General features: G+C 71.7%; 26 protein-coding genes. 8 read left to right on the top strand and 18 right to left on the bottom strand.

The genetic code is table 11. The annotated features are described in order from the left end of the window. Positions 1 to 6: 6 nt before the first annotated feature. Genes rplE through rplN form a run of 3 tightly spaced genes read right to left on the bottom strand, consistent with a single transcriptional unit; the run spans position 7 to position 1383 of the window. Positions 7 to 624 (bottom strand): 50S ribosomal protein L5, encoded by a 618-nt coding sequence (gene rplE / locus ACXDC7_RS05840; protein ID WP_179444403.1) that lies wholly within the window; start codon positions 622 to 624, stop codon positions 7 to 9. Continuing rightward, on the bottom strand, positions 624 to 995 hold the full coding sequence (gene rplX, locus ACXDC7_RS05835) for a 50S ribosomal protein L24 (protein ID WP_179444404.1): 372 nt from the start codon (positions 993 to 995) through the stop codon (positions 624 to 626). Before rplX ends, rplE begins: the two co-directional genes overlap by 1 nt. A gap of 19 nt (positions 996 to 1014) precedes the next feature. Then, positions 1015 to 1383 (bottom strand): 50S ribosomal protein L14, encoded by a 369-nt coding sequence (gene rplN / locus ACXDC7_RS05830; RefSeq protein ID WP_179444405.1) that lies wholly within the window; start codon positions 1381 to 1383, stop codon positions 1015 to 1017. A gap of 279 nt (positions 1384 to 1662) precedes the next feature. Between rplN and ACXDC7_RS05825 the strand changes: the two genes are divergently transcribed. Beyond that, complete coding sequence (locus ACXDC7_RS05825) at positions 1663 to 2562, top strand: helix-turn-helix domain-containing protein (protein WP_459221510.1); 900 nt, start codon at positions 1663 to 1665, stop codon at positions 2560 to 2562. Here ACXDC7_RS05825 and ACXDC7_RS05820 read toward each other — a convergent pair. From ACXDC7_RS05820 to rpsJ, 13 genes are all read right to left on the bottom strand, one after another. Next, the gene (locus ACXDC7_RS05820) at positions 2466 to 3629 is read right to left on the bottom strand and encodes an MFS transporter (protein WP_459221509.1); all 1164 of its coding nucleotides are present in this window, start codon (positions 3627 to 3629) and stop codon (positions 2466 to 2468) included. The two genes, ACXDC7_RS05825 and ACXDC7_RS05820, sit on opposite strands and share 97 nt — an antisense overlap. Positions 3630 to 3742: 113 nt before the next feature. Next, the gene (locus ACXDC7_RS05815; RefSeq protein ID WP_459221508.1) at positions 3743 to 4678 is read right to left on the bottom strand and encodes a polysaccharide deacetylase family protein; all 936 of its coding nucleotides are present in this window, start codon (positions 4676 to 4678) and stop codon (positions 3743 to 3745) included. A gap of 173 nt (positions 4679 to 4851) precedes the next feature. Then, positions 4852 to 5145, bottom strand: coding sequence for a 30S ribosomal protein S17 (rpsQ, locus tag ACXDC7_RS05810; protein ID WP_179444409.1), 294 nt, complete (start codon positions 5143 to 5145; stop codon positions 4852 to 4854). A 2-nt stretch (positions 5146 to 5147) separates the two neighbouring features. Further along, positions 5148 to 5399 (bottom strand): 50S ribosomal protein L29, encoded by a 252-nt coding sequence (gene rpmC / locus ACXDC7_RS05805; protein WP_179444410.1) that lies wholly within the window; start codon positions 5397 to 5399, stop codon positions 5148 to 5150. Then, entirely contained in the window at positions 5399 to 5818 is a 420-nt protein-coding gene (rplP, locus tag ACXDC7_RS05800; RefSeq protein WP_179444411.1) for a 50S ribosomal protein L16, read from the bottom strand. The genes rpmC and rplP overlap by 1 nt, the downstream gene beginning before the upstream one ends. Positions 5819 to 5822: 4 nt before the next feature. Then, the gene (rpsC, locus tag ACXDC7_RS05795; RefSeq protein ID WP_179444412.1) at positions 5823 to 6677 is read right to left on the bottom strand and encodes a 30S ribosomal protein S3; all 855 of its coding nucleotides are present in this window, start codon (positions 6675 to 6677) and stop codon (positions 5823 to 5825) included. Positions 6678 to 6679: 2 nt separating this feature from the next. Beyond that, a complete protein-coding gene (rplV, locus tag ACXDC7_RS05790; protein WP_179444413.1) occupies positions 6680 to 7132 on the bottom strand; it encodes a 50S ribosomal protein L22 in 453 nt (150 codons plus the stop codon). Positions 7133 to 7147: 15 nt separating this feature from the next. Then, positions 7148 to 7429, bottom strand: a complete 282-nt coding sequence (gene rpsS / locus ACXDC7_RS05785; protein WP_179444414.1) for a 30S ribosomal protein S19 — start codon at positions 7427 to 7429, stop codon at positions 7148 to 7150. A gap of 17 nt (positions 7430 to 7446) precedes the next feature. Beyond that, complete coding sequence (gene rplB / locus ACXDC7_RS05780; RefSeq protein WP_179444415.1) at positions 7447 to 8283, bottom strand: 50S ribosomal protein L2; 837 nt, start codon at positions 8281 to 8283, stop codon at positions 7447 to 7449. A 31-nt stretch (positions 8284 to 8314) separates the two neighbouring features. Further along, a complete protein-coding gene (rplW, locus tag ACXDC7_RS05775) occupies positions 8315 to 8626 on the bottom strand; it encodes a 50S ribosomal protein L23 (RefSeq protein WP_343045856.1) in 312 nt (103 codons plus the stop codon). Then, entirely contained in the window at positions 8623 to 9603 is a 981-nt protein-coding gene (gene rplD, locus ACXDC7_RS05770; RefSeq protein ID WP_459221507.1) for a 50S ribosomal protein L4, sunset domain variant, read from the bottom strand. The genes rplW and rplD overlap by 4 nt, the downstream gene beginning before the upstream one ends. Beyond that, the gene (gene rplC, locus ACXDC7_RS05765) at positions 9600 to 10280 is read right to left on the bottom strand and encodes a 50S ribosomal protein L3 (protein WP_459221506.1); all 681 of its coding nucleotides are present in this window, start codon (positions 10278 to 10280) and stop codon (positions 9600 to 9602) included. The genes rplD and rplC overlap by 4 nt, the downstream gene beginning before the upstream one ends. A gap of 14 nt (positions 10281 to 10294) precedes the next feature. After that, positions 10295 to 10603 (bottom strand): 30S ribosomal protein S10, encoded by a 309-nt coding sequence (gene rpsJ / locus ACXDC7_RS05760; protein WP_039345402.1) that lies wholly within the window; start codon positions 10601 to 10603, stop codon positions 10295 to 10297. A gap of 409 nt (positions 10604 to 11012) precedes the next feature. Here rpsJ and ACXDC7_RS05755 point away from each other — a divergent pair, with 409 nt between their 5' ends. Then, complete coding sequence (locus ACXDC7_RS05755; protein WP_179444418.1) at positions 11013 to 11426, top strand: hypothetical protein; 414 nt, start codon at positions 11013 to 11015, stop codon at positions 11424 to 11426. A gap of 65 nt (positions 11427 to 11491) precedes the next feature. Further along, a complete protein-coding gene (treY, locus tag ACXDC7_RS05750) occupies positions 11492 to 13768 on the top strand; it encodes a malto-oligosyltrehalose synthase (protein WP_459221505.1) in 2277 nt (758 codons plus the stop codon). A gap of 56 nt (positions 13769 to 13824) precedes the next feature. On the opposite strand, the gene ACXDC7_RS05745 is transcribed toward treY, so the two are convergent. Further along, complete coding sequence (locus ACXDC7_RS05745) at positions 13825 to 14532, bottom strand: hypothetical protein (RefSeq protein ID WP_459221504.1); 708 nt, start codon at positions 14530 to 14532, stop codon at positions 13825 to 13827. A gap of 353 nt (positions 14533 to 14885) precedes the next feature. Between ACXDC7_RS05745 and ACXDC7_RS05740 the strand changes: the two genes are divergently transcribed. The 5 genes from ACXDC7_RS05740 to ACXDC7_RS05720 all read left to right on the top strand — a co-directional run bounded on the left by ACXDC7_RS05740 (position 14886) and on the right by ACXDC7_RS05720 (position 22147). Next, positions 14886 to 16826, top strand: a complete 1941-nt coding sequence (locus ACXDC7_RS05740; protein WP_459221503.1) for a cytochrome c oxidase assembly protein — start codon at positions 14886 to 14888, stop codon at positions 16824 to 16826. Next, positions 16820 to 19102, top strand: coding sequence for a heavy metal translocating P-type ATPase (locus ACXDC7_RS05735; RefSeq protein WP_459222805.1), 2283 nt, complete (start codon positions 16820 to 16822; stop codon positions 19100 to 19102). Before ACXDC7_RS05740 ends, ACXDC7_RS05735 begins: the two co-directional genes overlap by 7 nt. 129 nt (positions 19103 to 19231) lie before the next feature. After that, complete coding sequence (locus ACXDC7_RS05730; RefSeq protein WP_459221502.1) at positions 19232 to 20275, top strand: ABC transporter substrate-binding protein; 1044 nt, start codon at positions 19232 to 19234, stop codon at positions 20273 to 20275. 13 nt (positions 20276 to 20288) lie between these two features. Further along, positions 20289 to 21377, top strand: coding sequence for a FecCD family ABC transporter permease (locus ACXDC7_RS05725; protein ID WP_179444422.1), 1089 nt, complete (start codon positions 20289 to 20291; stop codon positions 21375 to 21377). Further along, a complete protein-coding gene (locus ACXDC7_RS05720) occupies positions 21374 to 22147 on the top strand; it encodes an ABC transporter ATP-binding protein (RefSeq protein ID WP_459221501.1) in 774 nt (257 codons plus the stop codon). Before ACXDC7_RS05725 ends, ACXDC7_RS05720 begins: the two co-directional genes overlap by 4 nt. Before the next feature lie 24 nt (positions 22148 to 22171). Here the strand turns inward: ACXDC7_RS05720 and ACXDC7_RS05715 are convergent, their stop codons facing one another. Further along, positions 22172 to 23887 (bottom strand): cytochrome c oxidase assembly protein, encoded by a 1716-nt coding sequence (locus ACXDC7_RS05715; RefSeq protein ID WP_459221500.1) that lies wholly within the window; start codon positions 23885 to 23887, stop codon positions 22172 to 22174. Positions 23888 to 23911: the final 24 nt, after the last annotated feature.

Genomic DNA, 23911 nt, shown 5'->3' with positions numbered 1-23911 from the left:
AGTTGATCACTTCCGTCGTGCGTAGGCCGGGCCGCGGCGGGCCTTGGCCGGCTTCGGGTTGTCGTTGAAGGGGAAGCCCAGGTTCTTCAGCAGGGCCCGGCCTTCGTCATCATTGGTCGCCGAGGTGACGAAGGTGATGTCCATCCCCCGCGCCCGGTCGATCTTGTCGGGATCGATCTCGTGGAACATGACCTGCTCCGTGAGACCGAAGGTGTAGTTGCCCTGGCCGTCGAACTGGTGGGAGTTCAGACCACGGAAGTCGCGGATCCGGGGCAGCGCCAGGCTGAGCAGCCGGTCGGCGAATTCCCACATCCGGTTGCCGCGCATGGTGACGTGGGCGCCGATCGGCTGCCCCTCACGCAGCTTGAACTGGGCGATCGACTTGCGGGCCTTGGTGACCTGCGGCTTCTGCCCGGTGATCGTCGTCAGGTCGCGGATCGCGCCGTCGATGATCTTGGAATCCCGGGCCGCCTCGCCGACGCCCATGTTGACGATGATCTTGACCAGGCCGGGGACCTGCATCACGTTGGGATAATTGAACTCGTTCTGCAGCGCCGGCACGACCTCGGAGCGGTAGCGCTCCTTCAGTCGCGGCAGCGTGCGCTCGGTGACATCTGCGCTCATCAGATTTCCTCTCCGGTCTTCTTCGCGATCCGGACGCTGCGGAAGGCCGGGTACTCGGTGCCGTCGGGGCGACGCTTGGTGACCTCGCGGCGCTCGTGGCCGATCCGGGTGACGACCTCCTCGCCGTCGACCTTCACCACCAACTGGACATTGGAGGCGTGGATCGGGGCCTCGGAGCTGATGATCCCGCCCTCGACCTTCTTGCCCTGCGGGGTCGCGGTCTCGCGGACGTGCCGCTTGACGACATTCACGCCCTGGACGGTGACCTTGTTGGCCTCGGGGTAGACGGCGATGATCTCGCCGACCAGGCCCTTGTCCTTGCCGGCGACCACCTTGACGCGGTCGCCCTTCTTCACATGCAGGCTGTTCATCTCAGACCACCAAACGCTTTCAGATGACTTCCGGGGCGAGCGAGACGATGCGCATGAAGCGCTTCTCGCGCAGCTCCCGGCCGACGGGGCCGAAGATGCGCGTACCGCGCGGCTCGCCGTTGTTGTTCAGAATGACGGCCGCGTTCTCGTCGAACTTGATGTAGGAACCGTCGGCGCGGCGACGCTCCTTGACGGTGCGCACGATGACGGCCTTGACGACCTCGCCGCGCTTCACGTTGCCGCCGGGGATCGCGTCCTTGACGGTGGCCACGATGGTGTCACCGACGCCGGCGTAGCGGCGACCCGAGCCACCGAGAACGCGGATGCAGAGAATCTCCTTGGCACCCGTGTTGTCGGCGACCTTCAGTCGCGACTCCTGCTGGATCATGTGTTGTGTCTCCTGGTTGTCTCACCGGTTCCCACCGAACGCGCGCAGACGACGCGGCCCTGGCAGGCCTGGTGGAACGGACGATGTGGTGCGCTGCCCAGAAAAGGTCCCCGTCGGCGTGAGATTCCACGGGCACAGTCCTGCGCAACCGGTACAGCGTAACCCACCGCGGCGGCCGGGACGAAATCGCGGCCGGACGCTCGGCCGGCGGGGGCCCGAGACGCACCCGCCGGCGCGGGCGGGCGGCCTAGGCTAGCGGTGGCGAGCAGAGGGAGAACCATGGGAGACGACGCCTTCGACCGGTTGCTGCTGGGCCTGGACTGGACATTCGTCGCGGGCGAGGACCATCAGCTCGGCGCGGGATCGTGGCTGGAGTTGCGTGAGCCCGGTGTGCTGCAGGTACGCGCGGGCCTGGTCCGGGTACGCGGCACCGCCGGGTCCCGCACCGATCTCGCGGCGGGCGATCTGCTCTTCACGCCGACGGGGGTACGCCACGAGGTCCACGCCCTGGCCCCGACCGACCTGCGCCTGGCCCGGCTCGGTGCCGACCACACCCCCGCCGCCGCCGGCCAACTGCCGGACCGGATCGTGCTGACCGACCTGGCCCGCGACGAGCCACTGGCCGTCGACCTGCTGGCCGACATCGTGACCAATGTGGCCGAGCGGCCCGCCAATCCGGTCTGCGACCGGGCCACCACGCTGCTGTGCTCGATGCTGCTGCGGGCCTGGCGCGAGCGCGGCTGCGCGCCGGATCGCTGGCTGCTCCGGCTGAGCGATCCCGGCATCGCGCGGGCGTTGGCGGCGCTGCACGAGACGCCGGGCGCGGAGTGGACCGTCGCAGCGCTGGCCCGGGTGGCGCTCAGCTCGCGGTCCGGCTTCGCCGAGCGCTTCCGCGCCGCCGTCGGCGTACCGCCGTTGCGTTATCTCGCGGAGGTCCGGATGCGCTGGGCGGAGTCGCTGCTGCGGCGCGAGGAGCTGACGATCGGGCAGGTCGCCCGCGAGGTCGGCTACGGCTCGACGGCCGCGTTCGGGCGGGCGTTCGACCGGCACCGCGGCACCACGCCGCAGCGCTGGCGCGAGGCTCAGCGGGCCGGCGCCGGCTCGGTCGCCCGGGCCGCGGCGAGCGAGACCACGAGCAGCACGGCGCCGAGCACGCCGGCCGCCGCGGCGATCAGGTAGCTGCCGACCGGCCCGATCGTGTCGACGCCGAGGCCGCCGAGCGCCGACCCCGCCACGATGGCGAGCTGGAAGGAGCCCGTGGCGGCGGCATTGGCCGGCTCGACCCGGTCGGGGGCGAGCCTCGTCACCCAGGCCGAGATCACGTTGATCACGCTGCCGAAGGCGACGCCCCAGACGACGGCAACGAGCACCGCGACCGCCTGGCCGCGCAGCAGCGCCAGCGCGACCAGAGCGGACGCGATGGTCAGCGGCACCACGGCCACGATCACCCGTAGCCAGCGATCGGTGATCCAGCCGATCACGACGTTGCCGATCAGCGCACCGATGCCGAAGGCCGTCAGCACCCCGGCGGCGAACGCCTCCGACGGATCGGCGGCCAGCGCGATCGCCGGCCGCAGGTAGGTGTAGCCGGCGAAGTGCGCGCCCACCGACGCCACGATCCCGAGCAGGCCGACGGCCAGACCCGGTACGCCGAACACGCGCCGCAGCGCCGCCCATCCCGTGCCGGGTGCCGGGGCGACGGCCGGCAGCGCCAGCGCCAGCACGACCGCGGCGAGCGCGCACAGCGCGGCCGCCAGCCCGAAGGTCGCCCGCCAGCCGAGCGCGCCGCCGACCAGCACGCCGAGCGGTACGCCGGCCACGGTGGCGACCATCGTCCCCGCATTCACCACCAGCATTCCGCGGCCGATCCGATCGGCGGCGACGATGCGGCTGACCACCACCAGCGCCAGCGACCAGAAGCCACCCACCGCGACGCCGAGCAGCAGCCGGGCACCGATCAGCACCACGACATTCGGCGCGATCGCGACGATCGTGTCGGAGACCGCGGCAAGCGCGGCCAGGCCGACCAGCAGCCGCCGCCGGTCCAGCCGCGGCAGCAACGAGCCGAGGCCGATCGCCGAGACCAGCGCCGTCAGTGCGGTGGCGCTGACCGACAGCCCGAGGACGCCCTCGCTGGTGTCGAGGTCGCCCGCCATCGCCGTCAGCAGGCCGGGCGGCAGGAACTCCGAACAGACCAGCGAGAAACTGCCGAGGAACAGCGCCGCGAGCGCACGTCGATCACCCATGCCACCAGCGTTGTCCCGGGCCGGGTGCCGATGGTTGACCCGCCATCCGGACGCATTGATCGAAACGCCGGGTTCCTCCCGGACCGGCCCCGGCCCGGGCCCACGGACGTCGGTCAGTCGATGACGCCGAACTCGTAGCCGTCGGAGCGCAGGTCCTCGATGATCGTGGGCAGCGCACCGATGGTCAGGTCGTTGTCCTTGTAGTCGTGCAGCAAGACGACGGCCACGCCCGGGTTGCCGGACTCGGCAAGGGTGGACGACACCAGCTCGGCGGCCGCCTCCGACGATGCCGGCGCCTCCGCGTCGCCGTCCCCGTCGAGGGCGTTCCACTCGATCCAGTAGCGATCCTTCTTGGCCATCGCCGCGTCGGCCTCGTCCAGGCCCTTCCACGACTGGTGCCCGCCCGGGTACCGATAGCCGTGCACCGCATAGTCGGGGCCGAGCACCTTGCGTATCGCCGCCAACGCCTTCTCGTTGTCCGCCACCACCTGCTTGGCGTTCCCACGCCCGCCGGGGTACAGCTCGCTGTAGTCGTGGGAGTAGCTGTGGATGTCGATCGCGTGCCCCTCGGCGATGGTGCGCCTGACCAGCGACTTGTCGGCCTTGCCGAGGGCCTTCGGGCCGGCGATGTAGAAGAAGGTCGCCGGGACCTTCTCCTTCTTCAAGATGTCCAGCACCCGCGGCGTCGAGCTGTTCGTCGGCCCGTCGTCGAAGGTCAGGAACGCGATCTTGTTCCTGGGATAGCCCGCCGCCTTCTCGCCCTCGACCAGCCAGCGGTTGACGTCCTTCGCCGAGTAGACGTACGCCGAGGCGGCGTTGTTGTGATTCGCGCCCGGCTTGAGCTTTGTCGGGTCGGCGCTCGGCGTCGGGCTCGGTGTGGGCGCCGGGCTCGATGAACCGGCCGACGAACCGCTCGGCGACCCCGCCGAAGGCCCGGTCGCCGCGGGCGGGTCGCTCGCCTGCGTCGGGGCGCCGGGCGGCGACCCGCAGCCGACAAACCCGAGCACGCTCAGCCCGCCCGCTACGACCCAACGCCACGAGTGCCGCACATCCCCTCCTCATGGGTTCGTCCCTCACGCACAGCTCGACCCGCTAAGCCTATTGGCCCGCTCCGGGTACGCAGGCCGGTCGCGCCGATGATCATCGGCGGGTACGCGAAAGGCCCGCCTCCGATCGGGAGGCGGGCCCTGCGCGTACGTCGGTCAACCGGTGCGGGCTTCGATCACTTGGCCTTCTCGCGGATGTCCAACAGGCGCCAGCGCTTGGACTTGCTCAGCGGGCGGGTCTCGACGATCCGCACCCGGTCGCCGAGGCCGGCGTCGTTGTTCTCGTCGTGGGCCTTGAGCCGGACGGTCTGCCGCAGCACCTTGCCGTAAAGGGCGTGCTTCTTGCGGTCCTCGACGGCGACCACGATGGTCTTGTCCATCTTGTCGCTGACCACATAGCCGGTACGCACCTTGCGCGCGGTGCGCTCCGGCGCGGTCCCCTCGCTCTGCTCGGTCGTCGCTTCGCTCATGATCATGCCTTCTCGGTGGTCGTGGTCTCGGACTCGGCGGGCTCGGCGACGATGCCGAGGTTGCGCTCCTGGAGGACCGTGTAGATCCGCGCGATGTCCTTGCGGACGGCGCGCAGCCGGCCGTGCGACTCGAGCTGACCGGTCGCGGCGGCAAAGCGGAGCGTGAACAGCTCCTCCTTCAGCTCGGACACCTTGTCGTTCAGGGCATCCCGGTTCAGGCCGCGCAGGTCCGCGGCAACAAGCGACTTCGCCATCAGGCGTCACCTCCCTCGCGCGTCACGAAGCGCGCCTTCATCGGCAGCTTGTGGATCGCGAGCCGCATGGCCTCGCGGGCCACGGACTCGTCCACACCGGACAGCTCGAACATCACCCGTCCGGGCTTGACATTGGCGACCCACCACTCGGGCGAGCCCTTGCCCGACCCCATCCGGGTCTCGGCCGGCTTCTTGGTCAGCGGGCGGTCGGGGTAGATGTTGATCCAGACCTTGCCGCCACGCTTGATGTGCCGGGTCATCGCGATACGCGCGGACTCGATCTGCCGGTTGGTGACATAGGCGGGCTCGAGGGCCTGGATGCCATAGTCGCCGAACGCCAGCTCGGTGCCGCCCTTGGCCATGCCGCGGCGCTTGGGGTGGTGCTGCTTGCGGAACTTCACCTTGCGGGGAACCAGCATGTCCTCACGCTCCTGTGTTCTCAGCCGGCGCAGCCTGCGCGCCGGCGTTCTCGGCGGGCGCCGACTCGGTGCGCTGCGCGTCGCCGCGCGGGGCAGCGCCCTCGCGCCGGCGGGCGCCACCGCGCTCCGGACGGTCACCGCGGTCGGGGCGGTCGCCGCGGCGGCCGCGTCCCGGGCGCTGGCGGCCCTGGGCGTTCTGCCGGGCGGCCTTCTGAGCGGCGCGCTCGGTACGCGAGCCCGACACGTCGCCCTTGTAGATCCACACCTTCACACCGATCCGGCCGAACGGCGTACGGGCCTCGAAGAAGCCGTAGTCGATGTCGGCGCGCAGCGTGTGCAGCGGCACCTGGCCCTCGCGGTAGAACTCCGAGCGGCTCATCTCGGCACCGCCGAGGCGGCCGGAGCACTTGATCCGGATGCCCTTGGCGCCGGCCCGCATCGCGGTCTGCTGCGCCTTGCGCATCGCGCGGCGGAACGCCACCCGGGCGGCGAGCTGCTCGGCAACGCCCTGGGCGACGAGCTGGGCATCGATCTCGGGGTTCTTCACCTCGAGGATGTTCAACTGCACCTGCTTGCCGGTCAGCTTCTCCAGCTCGGCGCGGACGCGCTCGGCCTCGGCGCCGTTGCGGCCGATCACGATGCCCGGTCGGGCGGCGTAGAGGAAGATCGTCAGCCGCTCGGAGCGACGCTCGATCTCCACCGAGGAGATGCCCGCGCGCTCGAGGTTCTTGGCCAGCCACTCGCGGACCTTGATGTCCTCGGCGACGTTCTCGGAGTAGTTCTTGTCGCCGTACCAGCGGGTGGTGTGGTCGGTCGTCACACCGAGGCGGAAGCCGTTCGGGTTGATCTTCTGACCCATGCTCAGGCCTCCTTCTGCTCGTCGGTGGACTTGTCGGTCTTCTTGCGGCCCTGCGCGGTACGCGCCTCCTTGGGCTCGACCACCACGGTGATGTGGCTGCCGCGCTTCATGATCCGGCTCGCCGAGCCCTTGGCGCGCGGGCGGATCCGGCGCAGGGTGACGCCCTCGTCCACGAACACCTGGGAGACGAACAGGTCGTCGGCGGCCAGGTCGTCGGTGTCGGCCGCGTTGGCGGCGGCGCTCGCGACGACCTTGTAGACGGGTTCGCTCGCGGCCTGCGGCGCGAACTTCAGCACGTCGAGGGCCTCGGTGACATCCATCCCGCGGACCACATCGGCGACCCGGCGTACCTTCGTCGGCGACATCCGGACGTGCCGCGCGATGGCGAAGCTCCCCGGCCGATCTCCGAGCAGCGCAGCGCGTCGGCTGGGCCGGGCTTGCGTATCAGTACTCATCTTCTGCTTCCTCGATCAGCGGCGACGCGACTTGCGGTCGTCCTTGATGTGGCCCCGGAAGGTACGCGTGGGCGCGAACTCCCCGAGCTTGTGGCCGATCATGGCCTCGGTCACGAAGACCGGGACATGCTTGCGACCGTCGTGCACGGCGATGGTGTGCCCGAGCATGTCCGGCACGATCATCGAACGGCGCGACCAGGTCTTGATCACGTTCTTGGTGCCCTTCTCGTTCTGCACGTCCACCTTCTTCATCAGGTGGTCGTCGACGAACGGGCCCTTCTTCAAGCTGCGTGGCATCTCTCAGTGACTCCTGCTCAGCGCTTCTTGCCGGTCTTGCGGCGGCGGACGATCAGGCGGTTGCTCGCCTTGTTCGGGTTGCGGGTGCGGCCCTCGGGCTTGCCCCACGGCGACACCGGGTGGCGACCACCAGACGTCTTGCCCTCGCCGCCACCGTGCGGGTGGTCGACCGGGTTCATCACGACGCCGCGGACGGTCGGGCGCTTGCCCTTCCAGCGGTTGCGTCCGGCCTTGCCCCAGTTGATGTTGGACTGCTCGGCGTTGCCGACCTCGCCCACCGTGGCGCGGCAGCGTACGTCGACCATCCGCATCTCACCGGACGGCATGCGCAGCGTCGCCATCTTGCCCTCGCGGGCGACGAGCTGGATCGCCGCGCCGGCGCTGCGGCCGAGCTTGGCGCCGCCACCGGGGCGCAGCTCGACGGCATGCACCGTGGTGCCGACCGGGATGTTGCGCAGCGGCAGGTTGTTGCCGGGCTTGATGTCGGCGCCCTCGCCGGCCTCCACGACCGAGCCCTGGGCCAGGCCGACGGGCGCGATCACGTAGCGCTTCTCGCCGTCGGCGTAGTGCAGCAGCGCGATCCGGGCGGTCCGGTTGGGGTCGTACTCGATGTGCGCGACCTTGGCCGGCACACCGTCCTTGTCCCAGCGACGGAAGTCGATCAGGCGGTACGCCTGCTTGTGACCGCCGCCGATGTGACGGGTGGTGATCCGGCCGGTGTTGTTGCGTCCGCCGGACTTCTTCTTCGGTGCCAGCAGCGACTTCTCCGGGGTCGAGCGGGTCACCTCGGCGAAGTCGGCAACCGACGAGCCGCGACGGCCCGGGGTTGTCGGCTTGTACTTGCGAATGGCCATGAGGTCTCCAGTCCTGTCTCTCTACCCCGGCTCAGGCGCCGGCCTGGCCGAAGATGTCGATCCGCTCACCGTCGGCGACCGTGACGATCGCGCGCTTGGTGTCGGGGCGCTTGCCCGTGCCGAAGCGGGTCCGGCGGGCCTTGCCCTTGCGGTTCTGGGTGTTGACCCGGGTGACCTTCACGCCGAACACCTTCTCGACGGCGATCTTGATCTCGGTCTTGTTGGCATCGGGAGCGACGACGAAGGTGTAGCTGTTCTCGTCGATCAGCCCGTAGCTCTTCTCGCTGACGACCGGCGCGAGCAGGATGTCGCGGTGGTCGCGGATCTTCAGCGCGTCAGTCACTTGTCGTCCTCCGAGTCATCGGTCGCAGCGACCGCATTGACGAATCCGGCGCGCTCGGCGGCCTCGGCGCTGGCGAACCAGACCTCGGCGATCGTCCGGGCGTACCACGGCGAGTCGGGGGCGTGGAACTTCATCGAGTCCTCGTTGCCCTTGATGTCGAACCCGGCCGGCGGGTTCTCACCGCGGTAGGAGCCCTCACCGAACGGCGCATCGGCCTCGTCGGCCGTGGTGTCGGCCACGGTGGCCCCGGCAGCGCCGGAGCTCGCCTCGCTCTCCCGAGCGGTGGCCTTCGCGCCCTTGCCGGTCTGCGGGCCGGCGACGAACTGCTCCAGCGCACCCTCGGTGAAGACCACCGAGTCGCCGACCAGCACGTCGTAGGCGTTCAGTTGGTCGACGGCCAGCGGGTGCACGTCGGCAACGTTGCGCAGCGACAGGTACGCCACGTCCTCGTCGCGGGTCAGCACCACGAGCACCTTGCCCGCACCGGCGACCGCGCGGACGGCGGCCACGGCGGCCTTGGTGTTCGGGGTCTCCCCGGCCAGGCCGGAGACGACGTGGATGCGGCCGTCGCGGGCCCGGTCGGACAGCACACCGCGCAGGGCGGCGGCGACCATCTTCTTCGGGGTCCGCTGGCTGTAGCCGTGCGGGGTCGGGCCGTGCACGACACCGCCGCCGGTCCACTGCGGGGCGCGGCGCGAACCCTGGCGGGCGCGGCCGGTGCCCTTCTGCCGCCACGGCTTGGCGCCACCGCCGCGGACCTCGCCGCGGGTCTTGGTGTCGTGGGTGCCCTGGCGACCGGCGGCGAGCTGGGCCACCACGACCTGGTGGATCAGCGGGATGTTGGTCTGGGTGTCGAAGATCGCGCCCGGCAGTTCGGCGGTGCCGGACTTCTTGCCCGCGACGTCGACGATGTCGACGCTCACGTCGGTCCGGGTGCCCGCCGTCTCGGTGGCGCGCTCGTCAATGTTGGCGGTCATGCCCCGCTACCTCCGTTCACAACGTCTCCCTTCTTGGCGGCGCTGCGCAGGACAACGAGGCCACCCTTGGCCCCGGGCACCGCGCCCTTGACCAGGATCAGGCCGCGCTCGGGATCGACCGAGTGCACCTGCAGGTTCTGCACGGTCACGCGGTCGACGCCCATCCGGCCGGCCATTCGCAGGCCCTTGAACACCCGGCCCGGGGTGGCGCAGCCGCCGATGGAGCCCGGCGAGCGGTGCTTGCGGTGCACACCGTGCGAGGCGCGCAGGCCGGCGAAGCCGTGCCGCTTCATGACACCGGCGGTGCCCTTGCCGCGGCTGACACCGGTCACGTCGACGATCTCGGCCGGCTCGAAGACCTCGGCGGTCAGTTCCTGGCCCGGCTCGTAGTCGGCGGCATCGGTGGTGCGCAGCTCGACCAGGTGCTTGCGCGGCGTGACGCCGGCGGCGCCGAAGTGGCCGGCGTCGGGCTTGTTCACGCGCTTGGGCTTCACGGTGCCGAAGCCGAGCTGGACCGCGGAGTAGCCGTCCTTCTCCGGCGTGCGGACCTGGGTGACCACACAGGGCCCGGCCTGGATCACGGTCACAGGCACGACCTGGTTGTTCTCGTCCCAGAGCTGGGTCATGCCGAGCTTGGTGCCCAGCAGACCCTTCACCTTGCGTTCGGTAGTCGTCATCTTGGCGTCGTTCCTCAGAGCTTGATCTCGATGTCCACGCCCGCCGGCAGGTCGAGGCGCATCAGCGAGTCGACCGTCTTCGGGGTGGGATCGATGATGTCGATCAGTCGCTTGTGCGTACGCATCTCGAAGTGCTCGCGGCTGTCCTTGTACTTGTGCGGCGAACGGATCACGCAGTACACGTTCTTCTCCGTCGGCAGCGGCACCGGCCCGGCGACCGTCGCACCGGTACGCGTGACCGTGTCGACGATCTTGCGCGCCGAGGTGTCGATGACCTCGTGGTCATAGGCCTTCAGCCTGATGCGGATCTTCTGTCCCGCCACAGTTCGTCCTCTTCTCGTCCCTGCACGTGTCTCCGCCGACCACCCCCGGGGGCGATCCGTCGCGGCGCTCGTTGTCCGAGTGCCTCGCTGTTCTCGAGTCACTTGTACGTTGGCCGGGCACCGCGGTGCCGACCGCGTTGCTCCGACCCCCGCGGTCGGGCGTGTCGCAGGCCCTGGACGCACGACAAGCACGGAAATCCCTGCTCGTTGATTGTGTCCGGCCGGCGGGATCTTGCGATCCGCTCCGCCCTGTGCGGTTGATCTCTCGGTGCGGCGTACCCCGCGCAGCGCTCTCCCGGAGGAGCTCGTCGGCGCACGGCACGCCCCGGCGACCTTGTCGAGGCAACCCGTAGATTCTGGCAGACATCGCCCGCGAGGCCAAATCCGGCGGCGGGCTATCGTTGAGGACATGAGCAGCCCGGCCGAGCCCGTTTCCGCCGCTGCCCCGCGCCGGGCCGCTCCCGCGCGCGCCTCGGTCTCGCTGATCGTCGGCACCGTCTGCGCATTCGTCTCCTGTGCCGGGCTCGGCACCGCGATCATCGGCTACCTGACCGGCCAGTTGCCGATGGCGATCGCGGCATCGGTGGCGCTGGTCGGGGCGCTGGCCACCGTGGTCCTGCTCTGCCTGGCCCTCGATGCGAAGAGCGACCCGAATCTGCTCTGGCTGCGGATCGGCTCCGGCATCGCGATCGTCGGCGGCGGCGCCGCGCTGGCCGCCTTCCTGCTCCTCGCACCATTCGACTTCGTCGTGCCGGTGGCGCTGGGCGTCAGCATCGTCGCCCAACTGCTGATCCTCGTCGCGAGCTTCACCCACTACCGCTGAGCCCGCGTCGGACCCCGAATCGCGGGCCACTCCCCCGGCCGGGCCGCCCGCACTAGGGTCGGCGTGTGCGCGCACCCACGTCGACCTATCGGCTGCAACTGAACGCCGACTTCACGCTGTTCGACGCGGCAGCGACGGTCCCGTACCTGGCCGAGCTGGGCGTCGGCGCGGTCTACGTCTCGCCCGTGCTCGCGGCGACCCCCGGCTCGACCCACGGCTACGACGTGGTCGACCCGACCCGGATCGATCCCGAGCGCGGCGGCGAGGCCGGCTGGCGGGCGCTGGTCGAGGCGACCCGCAGTGCCGGCCTCGGCCTGGTGGTCGACATCGTGCCGAACCACCTCGGCGTCGCCGATCCCGCGCAGAACCCGTCGTGGTGGAGCGTGCTGCGCCTTGGCCAGGACTCCCCGAATGCCGACTGGTACGACATCGACTGGGCGGCCGGCCCACTGTTGCTGCCCGTGCTGGGCGACGATGCCGACCCCGGCGACCTGCGCCTGGTCCCGACCGAGGACGGCGGCGAGGTGCGCTACTTCGACCACCGGTTCCCGCTCGCGCCGGGGACCTGGCAGCCGGGCGACTCACTCAGCGCGGTGCTGGAACGCCAGGCGTACCGACTGATCAACTGGCGGCGCGGCGACGCCGAGTTGCGACACCGACGCTTCTTCACGATCACCTCGTTGGCCGGGATACGCCAGGAGGACCCCGAGGTCTTCGACGCCACCCACGAACGGGTCGCCCGCTGGGTCGGGCGCGCCGAGATCAGCGGGCTGCGGGTCGACCACCCCGACGGCCTGGCCGACCCGGCGGACTATTTCGGCCGGCTGTCCGCGCTCGCGCCCGATGCCTGGCTGGTGGCCGAGAAGATCCTCGAGCCCGGCGAGCAGTTGCCGCCCTGGCCGGTCGCCGGCACCACCGGCTACGACGCGCTGAACGAGTTCACCGGCGTCCTGGTCGACGCCTCGGCGGCCGCGGGGCTCGACCGCGTCTACCGGGAGCTGACTGATGATCAACTGTCCGCGCGCGCCCACGTCCGGGAGGGCAAGCGGCGCGCGGCGAGCGAGTTGCTGCGCGCGGAGCTGAACCGGATGACCCGGTTGGCCCCGGAGTTCGACCCGGGGCAGCTCACGGGGTTGTTGATCATGCTGGCGGTGGAGTTCGAGGCGTACCGGTCCTATCTGCCGCGCGGACGCGAGCTGCTCGATGCGGCGGCCGGTGCCATCGACCACCCGCTGCGCGACCGGGTGCTGGCCCGGTTGACCGATCCCGACGACGAGCTCGCCGTGCGGTTCCAGCAGTTCACCGGCGCGGTGATGGCCAAGGGCACCGAGGACACCGCGTTCTACCGGTACGCCCGATTCGTCGCGCTGAACGAGGTCGGCGGCGACGCCGGCCGCTTCGGCCTGCCGACCGACGCGTTCCACGCCGCACAGGTACGCCGACAGCGCGACTGGCCCGAGGCGATGACCGCCCTGTCCACGCATGACACGAAGCGCGGCGAGGACGTCCGCGCGCGGCTGGCGGTGCTGTCGGAGCTGGGCGAGCACTGGACGCGGTTCGCCGAGGCGTACCTGACCACGACCGGGATCAGCGACCGCCCGCTGGGGTACCTGCTCGCCCAGGTGATCATCGGGCTCGGGCCGGACCGCGACGATCCGGGGGCGCGCGAGCGGCTGCGGGCCTATGCCGAGAAGGCGATGCGCGAGGCCGCGGTGCACACGAGCTGGACCGACCCCGACGCCGACTTCGAGGCCGGTGTGCTGGCCGCCGTCGATGCGGTGTTCGACAACGCCGGCCTGGCCGACGAGCTGGCCCGCCTCGAGACACTGGTCGAACAGCCCGGCTGGTCCAATGCCCTGGCCCAGAAGCTGATCCAGCTCACGGCGCCCGGCGTACCCGACGTCTATCAGGGCACCGAACTGTGGGACGACTCGCTGGTCGATCCCGACAATCGGCGGCCGGTGGACTACCAGCGCCGACGCGCACGGCTGGCGGGGCTGAACGCCGCCCCGCCGGTCGACGACTCGGGCGCGGCGAAGCTGTGGGTGACCCGGCAGGCGCTGCGGCTGCGCCGCGACCGGCCCGAGCTGTTCAGCGGCTACCGGCCGGTGGTCGCGAACGGTCCCGCGGCGCCGCATCTGCTGGGCTTCGACCGGGGCGGGGCGATCACCCTGGTCACCCGGCTTCCCTATTCCCTCGGCGAGACGGGCTGGGGCGAGACCGCGGTGACCCTGCCCGACGGGACGTGGCGCGACGAGCTGACCGGTGCCGAGCACGCCGGGCAGGTCGCCGTGACCGAGCTGTTCGCGCGGTTGCCGGTCGCACTGCTGACCCGGAGCTGACGCCGAGACGGCGACGGCCCCCGGCTACCCGCCGGGGACCGTCACCGCTCGTCGGATCAGTTCACCGACAGGTGCACGTGGTCGCGGTGGTTCTGGGTGTCCGAACCGCGATCCTCCATGTCGCGCCAGCCCTCGTCGGCGCGCTGGACGTTCCAGATCTGCTGCTGCCAGATCACGTAGCTGACGTCGTAGCGGTCGGCATTGTCGCGCAGGTACGCCGCGACGCGGTCGCCGAGCGCGCGCCCCTGCGCGGAGTCATAGTTCGGGATCATGATGTCGAGCGCCCGGCCGTCGTTGTGATCCGAGCCCGGGTCGTTGCGCACCCCGCCGATCGTGGAGATCTCCGGGAACTCCTCGCGGATGTCGTCGAGCGCGGCCTGCGCGTTGCCGCTCAGCCCGTTCGCGCCGCTGACGTCCGGGTCGCCGGTGGAGGCCTGCCGGGCGGCACCGGACGCCCCGCCGGAACCGCCCGACCGGTGCTCGCCGGAACGCTCGTCGTCGCCGCTCGAGCGATCTCCGCGAGCTTCCTCGCCCCGCTCGTCGCCGTCGGTGTTCGTGCCTCGCTCGCGGCCCTGCCCCGCCGAACGCTCGTCGCCGGAGTCCGCGGACCGTTCGAAGCTGTTGGCCTGCCGTGCCGTCTGCTGCTGGCAGTCCCGCTCCTCGCCGGTGGCGGCCTGGGCGATGCCGGCCGCGCCGGCCAGCAGGACGCCGGTCGTCGCGGCCGCGCCGACCGCGGTCCGCAGGACGATGCTTCGCTTGTTCATCGGTTTCTCACCCTTCGTCGGTGCTTGCGGGGGCCCTCGCGCCCCGCCGTCACCGCCCGAGGCTAAGAGCACACTGAGAGGTTCTCAAATGATCTTAAGGAATGCTTAGATGCCTGTGTGCCGGATGTGGCGCTGGATCAGCGCCCGGCGCGATCCGCACCTTCCTGGCGCCGAGCCCGCGACCGATCGACGGGAATCCCGCCGGCACGCGGTTCGGGCCGGCACGGGCGGCGCTCCCGGCCAGAAAAGTGCGGCTGGCCGGCCGCACCGCCCCGGTCGCGCGAAATAGGCCTCGCCCGCGCACGCGCGTAGGCTGACGCTGTTTCGCCCCGGCCAGCCAGGAGTTGCCCACAGTGCCCGAATCCGCCCGCCCGATCGGCTGGCCCGCCCTGCTCGGGGCCGCACTCATCGCCGGTCTCGGGGTCTGGTTGCGCCAGTCCGAACCGCCGCTGGACGGATTCACCGAACAGGAGCTGTTCACCCAGGTCGGCGCCGCGGCCTTCGGCCTGCTCGCGCTCGTCTGCGCGCTCGGCACCACCGGCAGCCTGCTGGAGGTGGCCCTGTTCTGGCGCCGGCCCGCGCGCTCGGAGACCGGCGCCCGCTGGGCCCTGTCCGACGCTGACGCCTATCGCCTGCGCCGCGCCGGCATCTGGGCGCTCGGCTGGGGCCTGGTGGCGCTGGTCCAGACGCCGTTCGCCGGCGCGAACGGGCTCGGCGTACCCGTCCGCTACGCCCTCGCCGACCCGGGCAGCTTCCTCGCCGCGACCCAGACCACCCCGACCTGGCTGTTCACCGCGCTCGCCGCGCTCGGGCTCGGCGCCGCCTGCCTGTTTGCCCGCTCCTGGCCCGCGGCGCTCGCCGGCACGGGCGTCGCGCTCGCCCTCAGCCTGCCGACGGTCGTCACCGCCCAGGTGTCGGTCGGTCGCGATCACGATCTCGCGACCGACGCGGCGATCATCGGTACGCCCGCGCTCGCGCTGGCGCTCGGCACGCTGTGGGCCTACCTCCGCCGCGGCGACGACGACCCGGCCGCGGCCCGGCGCGTGCGGCGGATCGTGATCATCGCCGGCCTGGTCGCCCTCGCCTGCCGGGTCGGGGTGCTGATCTTCGAGCTCGCCGGCACCGCGCCGTGGCAGTCCAGATACGGGATGGTCGCCCTCGGCCTGGTGGCCCTGTTGGCGGTGCTGGTGATCATCGGCTGGCGGCCGACCCTCACCCGGGCGCGGGCAGCCCTCGGCATCGGCACGCTCGTCCTCGGCGCCCAGGTCGCGCTGCTCGCGCTCTTTCCGCCGCGTTTCCGCGTACCGCAGTCCCCGCAGGACAACTACCTCGGCTACGAGGTGCCCACCGGCCCGGCCCTTCCCGACCTGCTGACGCCGGGCCGGCCCAACCTGCTGCTCGCCTCCGTCGCGGCGTTCGCGATCGTCGCGTACCTGATCGGGTACGCGCGGCTCCGCCGACGAGGCGACGCCTGGCCGCTCGTCCGACCGATCAGTTGGACCGCCGGCTGGCTGATCGTCGGCTTCCTTGCCACTTCCCAGGTCTGGCAGTACGGCTCGACCAGCTTCCGCTACCACATGATCGTCCACATGACCCTGAACGTCATCGCTCCGGTGCTGCTGGTGCTCGGCGGGCCGCTGACGCTCTGCCTGCGGCTGTGGCGGCCGGCCGCGGCGGGGGCGCTCGGCAGTCCTCGGGACGCGGCGGAGTCGATCATGGGCTGGCGGGTGCTGCACGTGCTGGCCCACCCACTGCTGGTCTGGCTGCTGTTCGTCGGCTCGTTCTACCTGATCTACTTCTCGTCGCTGTTCGAGCTCGGCATGCGCTTCCACTGGGCGCACCAGTTGATGACCTTCCATTTCCTGCTGGTCGGCTTCTGGTTCTACGCGGTCGTGATCGGCGTCGACCAGCCACCGCGCTCGCTGCCGCACATCGCCCGGCTGGGCTATGTCTTCGCCGCGATGCCCTTCCACGCCTTCTATGCGGTGATCGTGATGGGCGCGAGCGTGCTGATCGGCGCCAACTACTTCCTCTCGTTGGAGCTCGCCTGGGCACCAGACCTCGCCACCGACCAGGAGGTCGGCGGCCAGATCGCGTGGGCGATCGGCGAGATCCCCCTGCTCGCGGTGGTGATCATCTTGTTGGCCCAGTGGTTCCGCACCGACCGCCGCGAGGCCCGCCGCCGGGACCGGGCGATGGATGCCGGCCATGACGACGCCTATCAGGAGTACCAGAAGATGCTGGCCGCGCTCGCCGAGCAGGATGCGCGTACCGACCAGCGAGGCGGATCGTGACGGCCCCGGCGACCAGCCGCAGCGAACAGGCCACCCGCATCGAGCTCGAGCTCGGCGGGATGACCTGTGCTGCCTGCGCGAATCGGATCGAGAAGAAGCTGAACAAGGTCGACGGCGCCCACGCCGTGGTCAACTTCGCGACGGAGCGCGCGGTGATCACCGGGCTGCCGGCCGCGCGCACCCCCGATCTCGTCGCCGCCGTCGAGAGGGCCGGCTACCACGCCGCGCCGGTCGCGGCCGATGCCGACCCCAACGAGACCTCGGCCCCCGACCGGGCGCGGATGCTGCTGCGTCGGCTGGCGGTGGCGGCGGTGCTGACCGTGCCGCTCAGCAATCTCGCGATCGTGCTGGCGCTGGTCCCCGGCCTGCGCTTTCCCGGCTGGGAGTGGCTGTGCGTCGCGCTGGCGATCCCGGTCGTCTTCTGGTCGGCGTGGCCGTTCCACGCGGCGACCATCCGCAACCTGCGGCACGGGGCGTTCAGCATGGACACGCTGGTCTCGCTCGGCGTCCTCGCCGCGTTCTTCTGGTCGGTGATCTCGCTCCTGCTGGGCTCGCCGGCGCAGCCCGGATACTGGCTCGGCTACGGCGTGACGCCGGCGGGCGCGGACGCGATCTATCTGGAGGTGGCGGCAGCGGTCACCACCTTCCTGCTGGCGGGACGCTATTTCGAGGCGAAGGCCCGCCGCTCTGCCCACGACGTGCTGACCGCGCTGACCCGGCTGGCGGCGAGCGAGGCGCGCGTGATCGACGCCGACGGCACCGAGCGGGCGGTCCCGGCGGCGTCGCTGCGTCCGGGTGATCGTTTCGCGGTACGCCCCGGCGAGAAGCTCGCCGCGGACGGGCTGGTGCTCACCGGCCGCTCGGCCGTCGACACGGCCATGATGACGGGCGAGCCCGTCCCGGCCGAGGTCGAACCGGGCAGCCAGGTGCTCGGCGGGACGATCAATCTGACCGGCGCCCTGATCATCGAGGCGCAGCGCACCGGCGAGCGCACCCAGCTCGCCCAGATGGCCGCTCTCGCCGAACAGGCGCAGGCCCGCAAGGCCAATGTGCAGCGGCTGGTCGACCGCGTGGTGTCGGTCTTCGTGCCGATCGTGCTGCTGATCGCGGCCGGTACGCTCGCCGGCTGGCTGCTGACCGGACACGGTGCGCGCGACGCGTTCAATGCCGCGCTGTCGGTGCTGATCATCGCCTGCCCGTGCGCCCTCGGTCTCGCGACGCCGACCGCGCTGATGGTCGGCATCGGCCGCGCGGGTCAGCTCGGCATCGTGATCAAGGGGCCGGACGCGCTGGAGGCCTCCGGGGTCATCGACACGGTCGTGCTCGACAAGACGGGCACCGTGACCAGCGGTGAGATGACCGTCGAGCAGGTGCTGCCGCTCGGGGTCGCCCGGGCGGAGTTGTTGGCCATCGCCGCGGCCGCCGAGCGGCACTCCGAGCACCCGATCGGCCGGGCGATCGCCGCCGCTCATCCGGGCGAGGCGCCGGCCGCGGTCGGGCACCGGGCGCTGCCCGGCCTCGGTGCCGCCGCCACGGTGGACGGCTCGGAGGTGCTGATCGGCAGCGCGGCGCTGCTGGACGAGCGCGGCATCGGCGTACCCCCCACGGCCGAGGCCGCGGTCGCCGAGGGCGAGGCGGCCGCGCGTACCTGCGTCTTCGTCGTCCGCGACGGCGCCGTGATCGGCGTGCTCGGGGTCGCGGATGAGGTCGTCGACTCGGCGCCGGAGGCCGTCGCCGAACTGCGGGCGTTGGGCCTGACCACGGTGCTGCTCACCGGTGACCGGGCGATCGCCGCCGAGCGGGTCGGCCGCGACCTCGGCGTCGACCGGGTGATCGGCGATGTCCTGCCCACCGGGAAGGTCGACGCGGTACGCGCGCTGCAGGATGCCGGGCACCGGGTCGCGATGGTCGGCGACGGGATCAACGATGCGGCCGCTCTCGCCTCCGCCGACCTGGGGCTGGCCGTGCTGCACGGCACCGATCTGGCGGTGAAGTCGGCCGACATGATCCTGGTCCGCCGGCATCTGTCGGTGATCGCCGACGCGATCGGTCTGGCCCGCGCGAGCCTGCGGACGATCCGCGGCAACCTGGTGTGGGCCTTTGCCTACAACGTGGCTGCCATCCCGCTCGCCGCGGCCGGGCTGTTGAACCCGCTGATCGCCGGCGTGGCGATGTCGCTGTCGTCGGTCTTCGTGGTCGGCAACAGCCTGCGGCTGCGGCGCTATCCGCGCCGGCGCGCGACCGATACGGCCCGGGGGAATCCGCCGATCTCGTGATCGTGCTACAAACTCCGGAGCCGATCGCCAGGGCGACCGGGACGCCGTGACGGCCGCCCGCTTGCCACCCCGGAAGGCGCCCGCGGCACCGCGGGCCCACCATTCGTCATCATCCGGAGGAATCTTCACATGCGTCTGCGTCCCGCCCTGTTGGCCGGCGTCCTGATCCTTGCCCCGCTCGCCGGCTGCGCGTCCGCCGGCACCGGCCCGACCGCCATGAACACGCCCATGCCATCCGGCGGCATGGACATGGGCGGCGGCAAGGGCGGCGACGGTAAGGGCGGTGACGGGGGAATGGACATGGGCGGCGCGCCCCAGTGCCCCCCGCCGGCGGCGGACGGGCCCGCGCCGGAGCGGATCGTCACCATGGATTCCGGCGCGGCGGCGTTCCTGGTCGAGCTGGGCCAGGCCGACCGGATCGTCGGCACCGCGGCGCCCGACTTCACCGAGGCGTTCGACGGCGAGCTGCGCCGCGAGCTGGATCGGATCAAGGTGATCGACCCCGGCCGCGGCAACCGCGAGCGGGTCCTGGCGGCCGAGCCCGATCTGGTGACCGGCATCTCGCTGTACGAGTTCGGCGCCTTCGACGGTACGCCGACCCTGGACCAGCTTGCCGAGAACGGCGCGCGGGTCGTCGTTGCCTGTGACACCGCGGCGGGCCGGGCCAGCACCGGGATCGACGACACCTACCGCTACGTCGACGAGCTGGGCCGGGTGCTCGGCGTACCCGACGAGGCCGCGGCGCTGAACGATCGACTGCGCGGGGAGCTGCCGCGCATCGATCCCGGGGCGGAGCCGGTACGCATCCTCGGGCTGTCGGCGGCGCCGACGGGCGGGCAGGGCGTGAAGACCCAGGGCGCGTCGAGCCTGGCCAACGGCATCTACACGCTGGCCGGCGGGGAGAACATCGCCGGTTCGGTGAACGCCGACTTCGCCGATCTGTCGGCGGAGGAGGTGGCGACCCGCGACCCCCAGCTCATCGTGGCCGTGACCGGGCTCGGGCCCGAGTCGCCCGAGGATCTGGTCGCGGCGATCAAGGCCTCGCCGCTGCTCGCGAACACCACCGCGGTCCGCGAGGATCGGATCGTCGCCGTGCCGCAGAGCATCCTTCTCTCCCCCAGCGTGCTGAATCCCCGTGCCGCGAAGCTGATCAACGAGGCCGCGACCCGCTGAGGCCGCCGATCCGATGGCCAATCCCGATGGCTGGCGCGCCCGGCCGCTGCTGCCGAGCCGACCCGGCGCGCTCTGGGCCGGACTGCCGCTGCCGCTCGTGCTGCTCGCCGGGTCGGTGCTGCTGGTCTGCTGCGCCGCCTTCGCGGTGACGGTCGGCGCGGTCCGGATCCCGCTGACGGAGGTGATCGGCTCGGTGGGCGCGCATCTCTCCGGCCGTCCGGGCGCGGGCCCGCTGGACTACATCGTCTGGGAGTTGCGGGTACCGCGCGTCGCGCAGGCGCTGGTAGTCGGGGCGGGCCTCGCGGCCGGCGGGGCGGTGATCCAGGCATTGGTCCGCAATCCGCTGGCGGACCCGTATGTGCTGGGCCTGTCGTCCGGCGCCAGCGTGGGCGCGGTGATCGTATTGACCACCCTCGGTGCGACGGCGGCCGGGCAGCTCACCCTGCCGTTCGCGGCGTTCCTGGGCAGTGCCGCCACGGGGATCGCGGTCTTCGCGCTGGCCCGCCGGCACGGCCGGCTGCTGCCGGGGAGGCTGATCATGATCGGCGTGGCGGCCGGTCACCTGCTGGCGGGCATCACCTCGTACCTGTTGCTCCGCGGCAATTCCGCGGACGCCACCCGTCAGGTCATGTTCTGGCTGCTGGGCAGCCTGTCCGGGGCGCAATGGCCGCTGCTGGTGATCAGCTCGGTGATCGTGATCCCGCTGCTGGGCGTGATCTTGCTGCTCGCCGGCCGGCTGAACGCGCTCTCGCTCGGCGACGACGCCGCCGTCTCGCTCGGGGTCTCCCCCACCGTCGCCCGGCTGATCTTCTTCGTCCTGGCTTCGCTGGTGATCGGCACCGTCGTCTCGGTCTGTGGGCCGGTCGGATTCGTGGGTCTCGTGGTGCCGAACCTGGCCCGGATCCTGGTCGGCGCCGACCATCGCCGCTCGCTGCCGGTGTCGCTGCTGCTGGGGGCGTTCCTGGTGCTCGCCGCCGACACCGCCGCCCGCACCCTGCTGTCGCCGATCGAGATCCCGATCGGGATCATGACCGCCCTGGTCGGTGCGCCCGCCTTCGTGATCGCGGTACGCCGCAGCGCGACCGGCCAGGTGAGCCTGTGAGCACCGGGCGGCTGGTGATCGACGGGCTCGTCGCGGGCTTCGTCGACCCGATCCTGCACGGGATCGACCTCAGGATCGGGACCGGCGAGGTGTGCGCCGTGGTGGGCCCGAACGGCTCGGGCAAGTCGACGCTGCTCCGGGCGATCTACGGCGCCCTGCGCCCGAGCGCCGGTTCCGCGGTGCTCGACGGCGATGATCTTGCCCGGCTACCGCGCGCGGAGGCGGCGCGACGGGTGGGGGTCGTCGGTCAGGCCGCCGGCGGGGGTTTCGACTTCACCGCCCGCGAGATGGTGCTGCTCGGGCGTACCCCGCACCTGGGCACGTTCGACCGTCCCGGTCCGGCCGACCACGCCATTGCCGAGGACGCGATGCGGCGCACCGGGTGTGCGCAGTTCGCGGACCGGCCCCTGTCGACGCTGTCGGGCGGCGAGGCGCAACGGGTGCTGATCGCTCGCGCGCTGGCCCAGCAGCCGATCTTGTTGTTGCTGGACGAACCGACCAATCATCTCGATCCGCGTCACCAGCTCGAACTGCTGGCCCTGCTGCGGGGCTCCGGGCCGACGGTGCTGGTCGCCCTGCACTCGCTCGACCTGGCGGCGCAGTACGCCGATCAGCTCGCGATCATGGACTCCGGACGGCTGGTGGACGCGGGGCCGCCGCACGCGGTGCTGACCGATGCGACCCTGCGCCGGGTCTTCGGCGTCTCCGGCGGCTTCGTCACCGACCCGGTGACCGGCGCCCCCCGGCTGCTGCTCCGACCGGCGGAGTGACCCCGGCGGCCGCGACGGGCGACGTCAGTCGCGGTCGTGGCGGGCGAGATCGGCATACATCTGCTGGATGGCCTCGTACGCCTCGTCCCGTCCGCTGGCGATGGCCTTGTCCCGTCGCCGAGCCTCCCGGCGGTCGGCGCGGTACCAGTGCACGAGCAGGATCAGGACGGTCGCCAGCAGAGGGATCTCGCCGATGAACCACGCGATCTGACCGGCGGCGGCCTGTTCGGCGACCGGGTCGAGCGGCGGCACCGGCGCCACGGCCGCGAAGTAGGCGGCGCCGATGATGGTCTCGGCGTCCATCACGATCACCGCGAAGAAGGAGTGGAACGGCATGGCGGCGAAGACGAACGCGAGCCGAGCCAGGTGCGGCAGTGGGCGCGGCGGTTGGTCCACGCCGATCACGACGGCGGAGAAAGCGTACCCCGTGAGCAGGAAGTGCAGGGTGATCAACTGGTGCGACCAGGGACGCGCCATCGCCAGTCCGAACAGCCCCGAGAAGTAGAGCAGGTAGAACGAGCCGACGAAGATCAACCAGATGACGACGGGGTGCGCGAGCACGCGCAGTGGCCGCCAGGTCATGATCGACTCGATCGCGTCCCGCGCGCTGCCGGCACCGCCGGCCCGCCCGGGCCGCAGGGCGCGCAGCGCCAGGGTGAGCGGACCGCCGAGCACCAACAGCACGGGAGCGATCAGGTTCAGCACCATGTGCGCCAGCATGTGATAGCGGAAGCTGATGTCCCCGTACTGCCAGATCCGGGTCACCGCGACCGTGATCACGAGCAGCCAGCCCACGACCCAGGCGAGGGTCCGCCCCACCGGCCAGCGATCGCCCCGGCGGCGCAGCGCCCGGACCCCGGCCAGGTAGGCGATCACCGCGAGGACGGCGAGCCCGGCAAGTAGGAAGTTCGGGCGGCCCGGGAGCAGAAAGTTCGCCCCCGAAGGCCCCGGTCCGATGCCGTAGCCGAGGACGAGGAGTTGCCCCGGACTGGCCCCCGCCGGCGCGGTGAGCGGGGCCAGCAGCGCCGCAGCCGCGGCGGCGGCCGCTGCTGTCGCGGCCCGGGCCGCGACCCGGCGCTGCCCCGCGATGGCCGCGGCGAGCGCCAGCACCGCCGCCGGCGCGGCCAGGCCGACGGCGTCGGTACGCAGGTCCGCGCCGGGACCGGGCGGCACCGCGAGGGCCGCGGCCGGAATGCAGGCGGCCAGCGCGAGACAGAGCAGCACGATGGCCCCGGCCCAGGTGCGAACACGCGCGAGCAGCGCGCCCGACAGCGCGGCCAGCGCCGCGGTGAGGGCCCAGCCGAGCGGGGCGGAGGTGATCGGCAGGTCGGCGCCGAGGCGGGCCAGGACCGCACCGAGCGGCCGGCCGGACTCTCCTGCCATGGCGAACGGTACGCCGAGCGCGGCGAACCCGGCCCAGGCAAGCGCCGGCGCAATGGCGGCCCGGGCCGCCGCGCGGGCGCCGGGCGTCAGTTCGTTGCGTACCGGGCCGGCGTTCTCGCCCCGCTCCGGCCGTCGCCAGCCGATCGCGCACAGCAGGCGGGACACCGTCAGCACCGCCGCGGCTCCCGCGGCGACGCCGAAGAGTCCGGCGCCGAGGACGGTGAGCGGGTCGGGAGCGGGGGCGGGCATCGCGTCGGGATGCAGCGCGACAGCCGCGAAGACGATCATGAAAACCAGCCCGGCGAGCAGGACCGTCGCGGGCCGGGATGCTGTCGCGATCATCCGGCCTGCAGCCACGCGGGCGACTCTACGCCGACGCGG

This window comes from Naumannella huperziae, from assembly GCF_054073625.1.
This window is presented reverse-complemented; position numbering and strand designations above follow the sequence as displayed.

Bases quoted from the DNA above. Each gene is read 5' to 3' on its own strand.
- rpmC (WP_179444410.1), bottom strand. From the start codon at position 5,399: ATGGCGAAGTCGCTTGTTGCCGCGGACCTGCGCGGCCTGAACCGGGAT.
- rpsS (WP_179444414.1), bottom strand. From the start codon at position 7,429: ATGCCACGCAGCTTGAAGAAGGGCCCGTTCGTCGACGACCACCTGATG.
- rpsC (WP_179444412.1), bottom strand. From the start codon at position 6,677: ATGGGTCAGAAGATCAACCCGAACGGCTTCCGCCTCGGTGTGACGACC.
- ACXDC7_RS05825 (WP_459221510.1), top strand. From the start codon at position 1,663: ATGGGAGACGACGCCTTCGACCGGTTGCTGCTGGGCCTGGACTGGACA.
- rplV (WP_179444413.1), bottom strand. From the start codon at position 7,132: ATGAGTACTGATACGCAAGCCCGGCCCAGCCGACGCGCTGCGCTGCTC.
- rplN (WP_179444405.1), bottom strand. From the start codon at position 1,383: ATGATCCAGCAGGAGTCGCGACTGAAGGTCGCCGACAACACGGGTGCC.
- ACXDC7_RS05820 (WP_459221509.1), bottom strand. From the start codon at position 3,629: ATGGGTGATCGACGTGCGCTCGCGGCGCTGTTCCTCGGCAGTTTCTCG.
- ACXDC7_RS05725 (WP_179444422.1), top strand. From the start codon at position 20,289: ATGGCCAATCCCGATGGCTGGCGCGCCCGGCCGCTGCTGCCGAGCCGA.
- rplE (WP_179444403.1), bottom strand. From the start codon at position 624: ATGAGCGCAGATGTCACCGAGCGCACGCTGCCGCGACTGAAGGAGCGC.
- ACXDC7_RS05755 (WP_179444418.1), top strand. From the start codon at position 11,013: ATGAGCAGCCCGGCCGAGCCCGTTTCCGCCGCTGCCCCGCGCCGGGCC.
- rplD (WP_459221507.1), bottom strand. From the start codon at position 9,603: ATGACCGCCAACATTGACGAGCGCGCCACCGAGACGGCGGGCACCCGG.
- rplP (WP_179444411.1), bottom strand. From the start codon at position 5,818: ATGCTGGTTCCCCGCAAGGTGAAGTTCCGCAAGCAGCACCACCCCAAG.
- rpsQ (WP_179444409.1), bottom strand. From the start codon at position 5,145: ATGAGCGAAGCGACGACCGAGCAGAGCGAGGGGACCGCGCCGGAGCGC.
- ACXDC7_RS05745 (WP_459221504.1), bottom strand. From the start codon at position 14,532: ATGAACAAGCGAAGCATCGTCCTGCGGACCGCGGTCGGCGCGGCCGCG.
- rplB (WP_179444415.1), bottom strand. From the start codon at position 8,283: ATGGCCATTCGCAAGTACAAGCCGACAACCCCGGGCCGTCGCGGCTCG.
- rplC (WP_459221506.1), bottom strand. From the start codon at position 10,280: ATGACGACTACCGAACGCAAGGTGAAGGGTCTGCTGGGCACCAAGCTC.
- ACXDC7_RS05730 (WP_459221502.1), top strand. From the start codon at position 19,232: ATGCGTCTGCGTCCCGCCCTGTTGGCCGGCGTCCTGATCCTTGCCCCG.
- rplX (WP_179444404.1), bottom strand. From the start codon at position 995: ATGAACAGCCTGCATGTGAAGAAGGGCGACCGCGTCAAGGTGGTCGCC.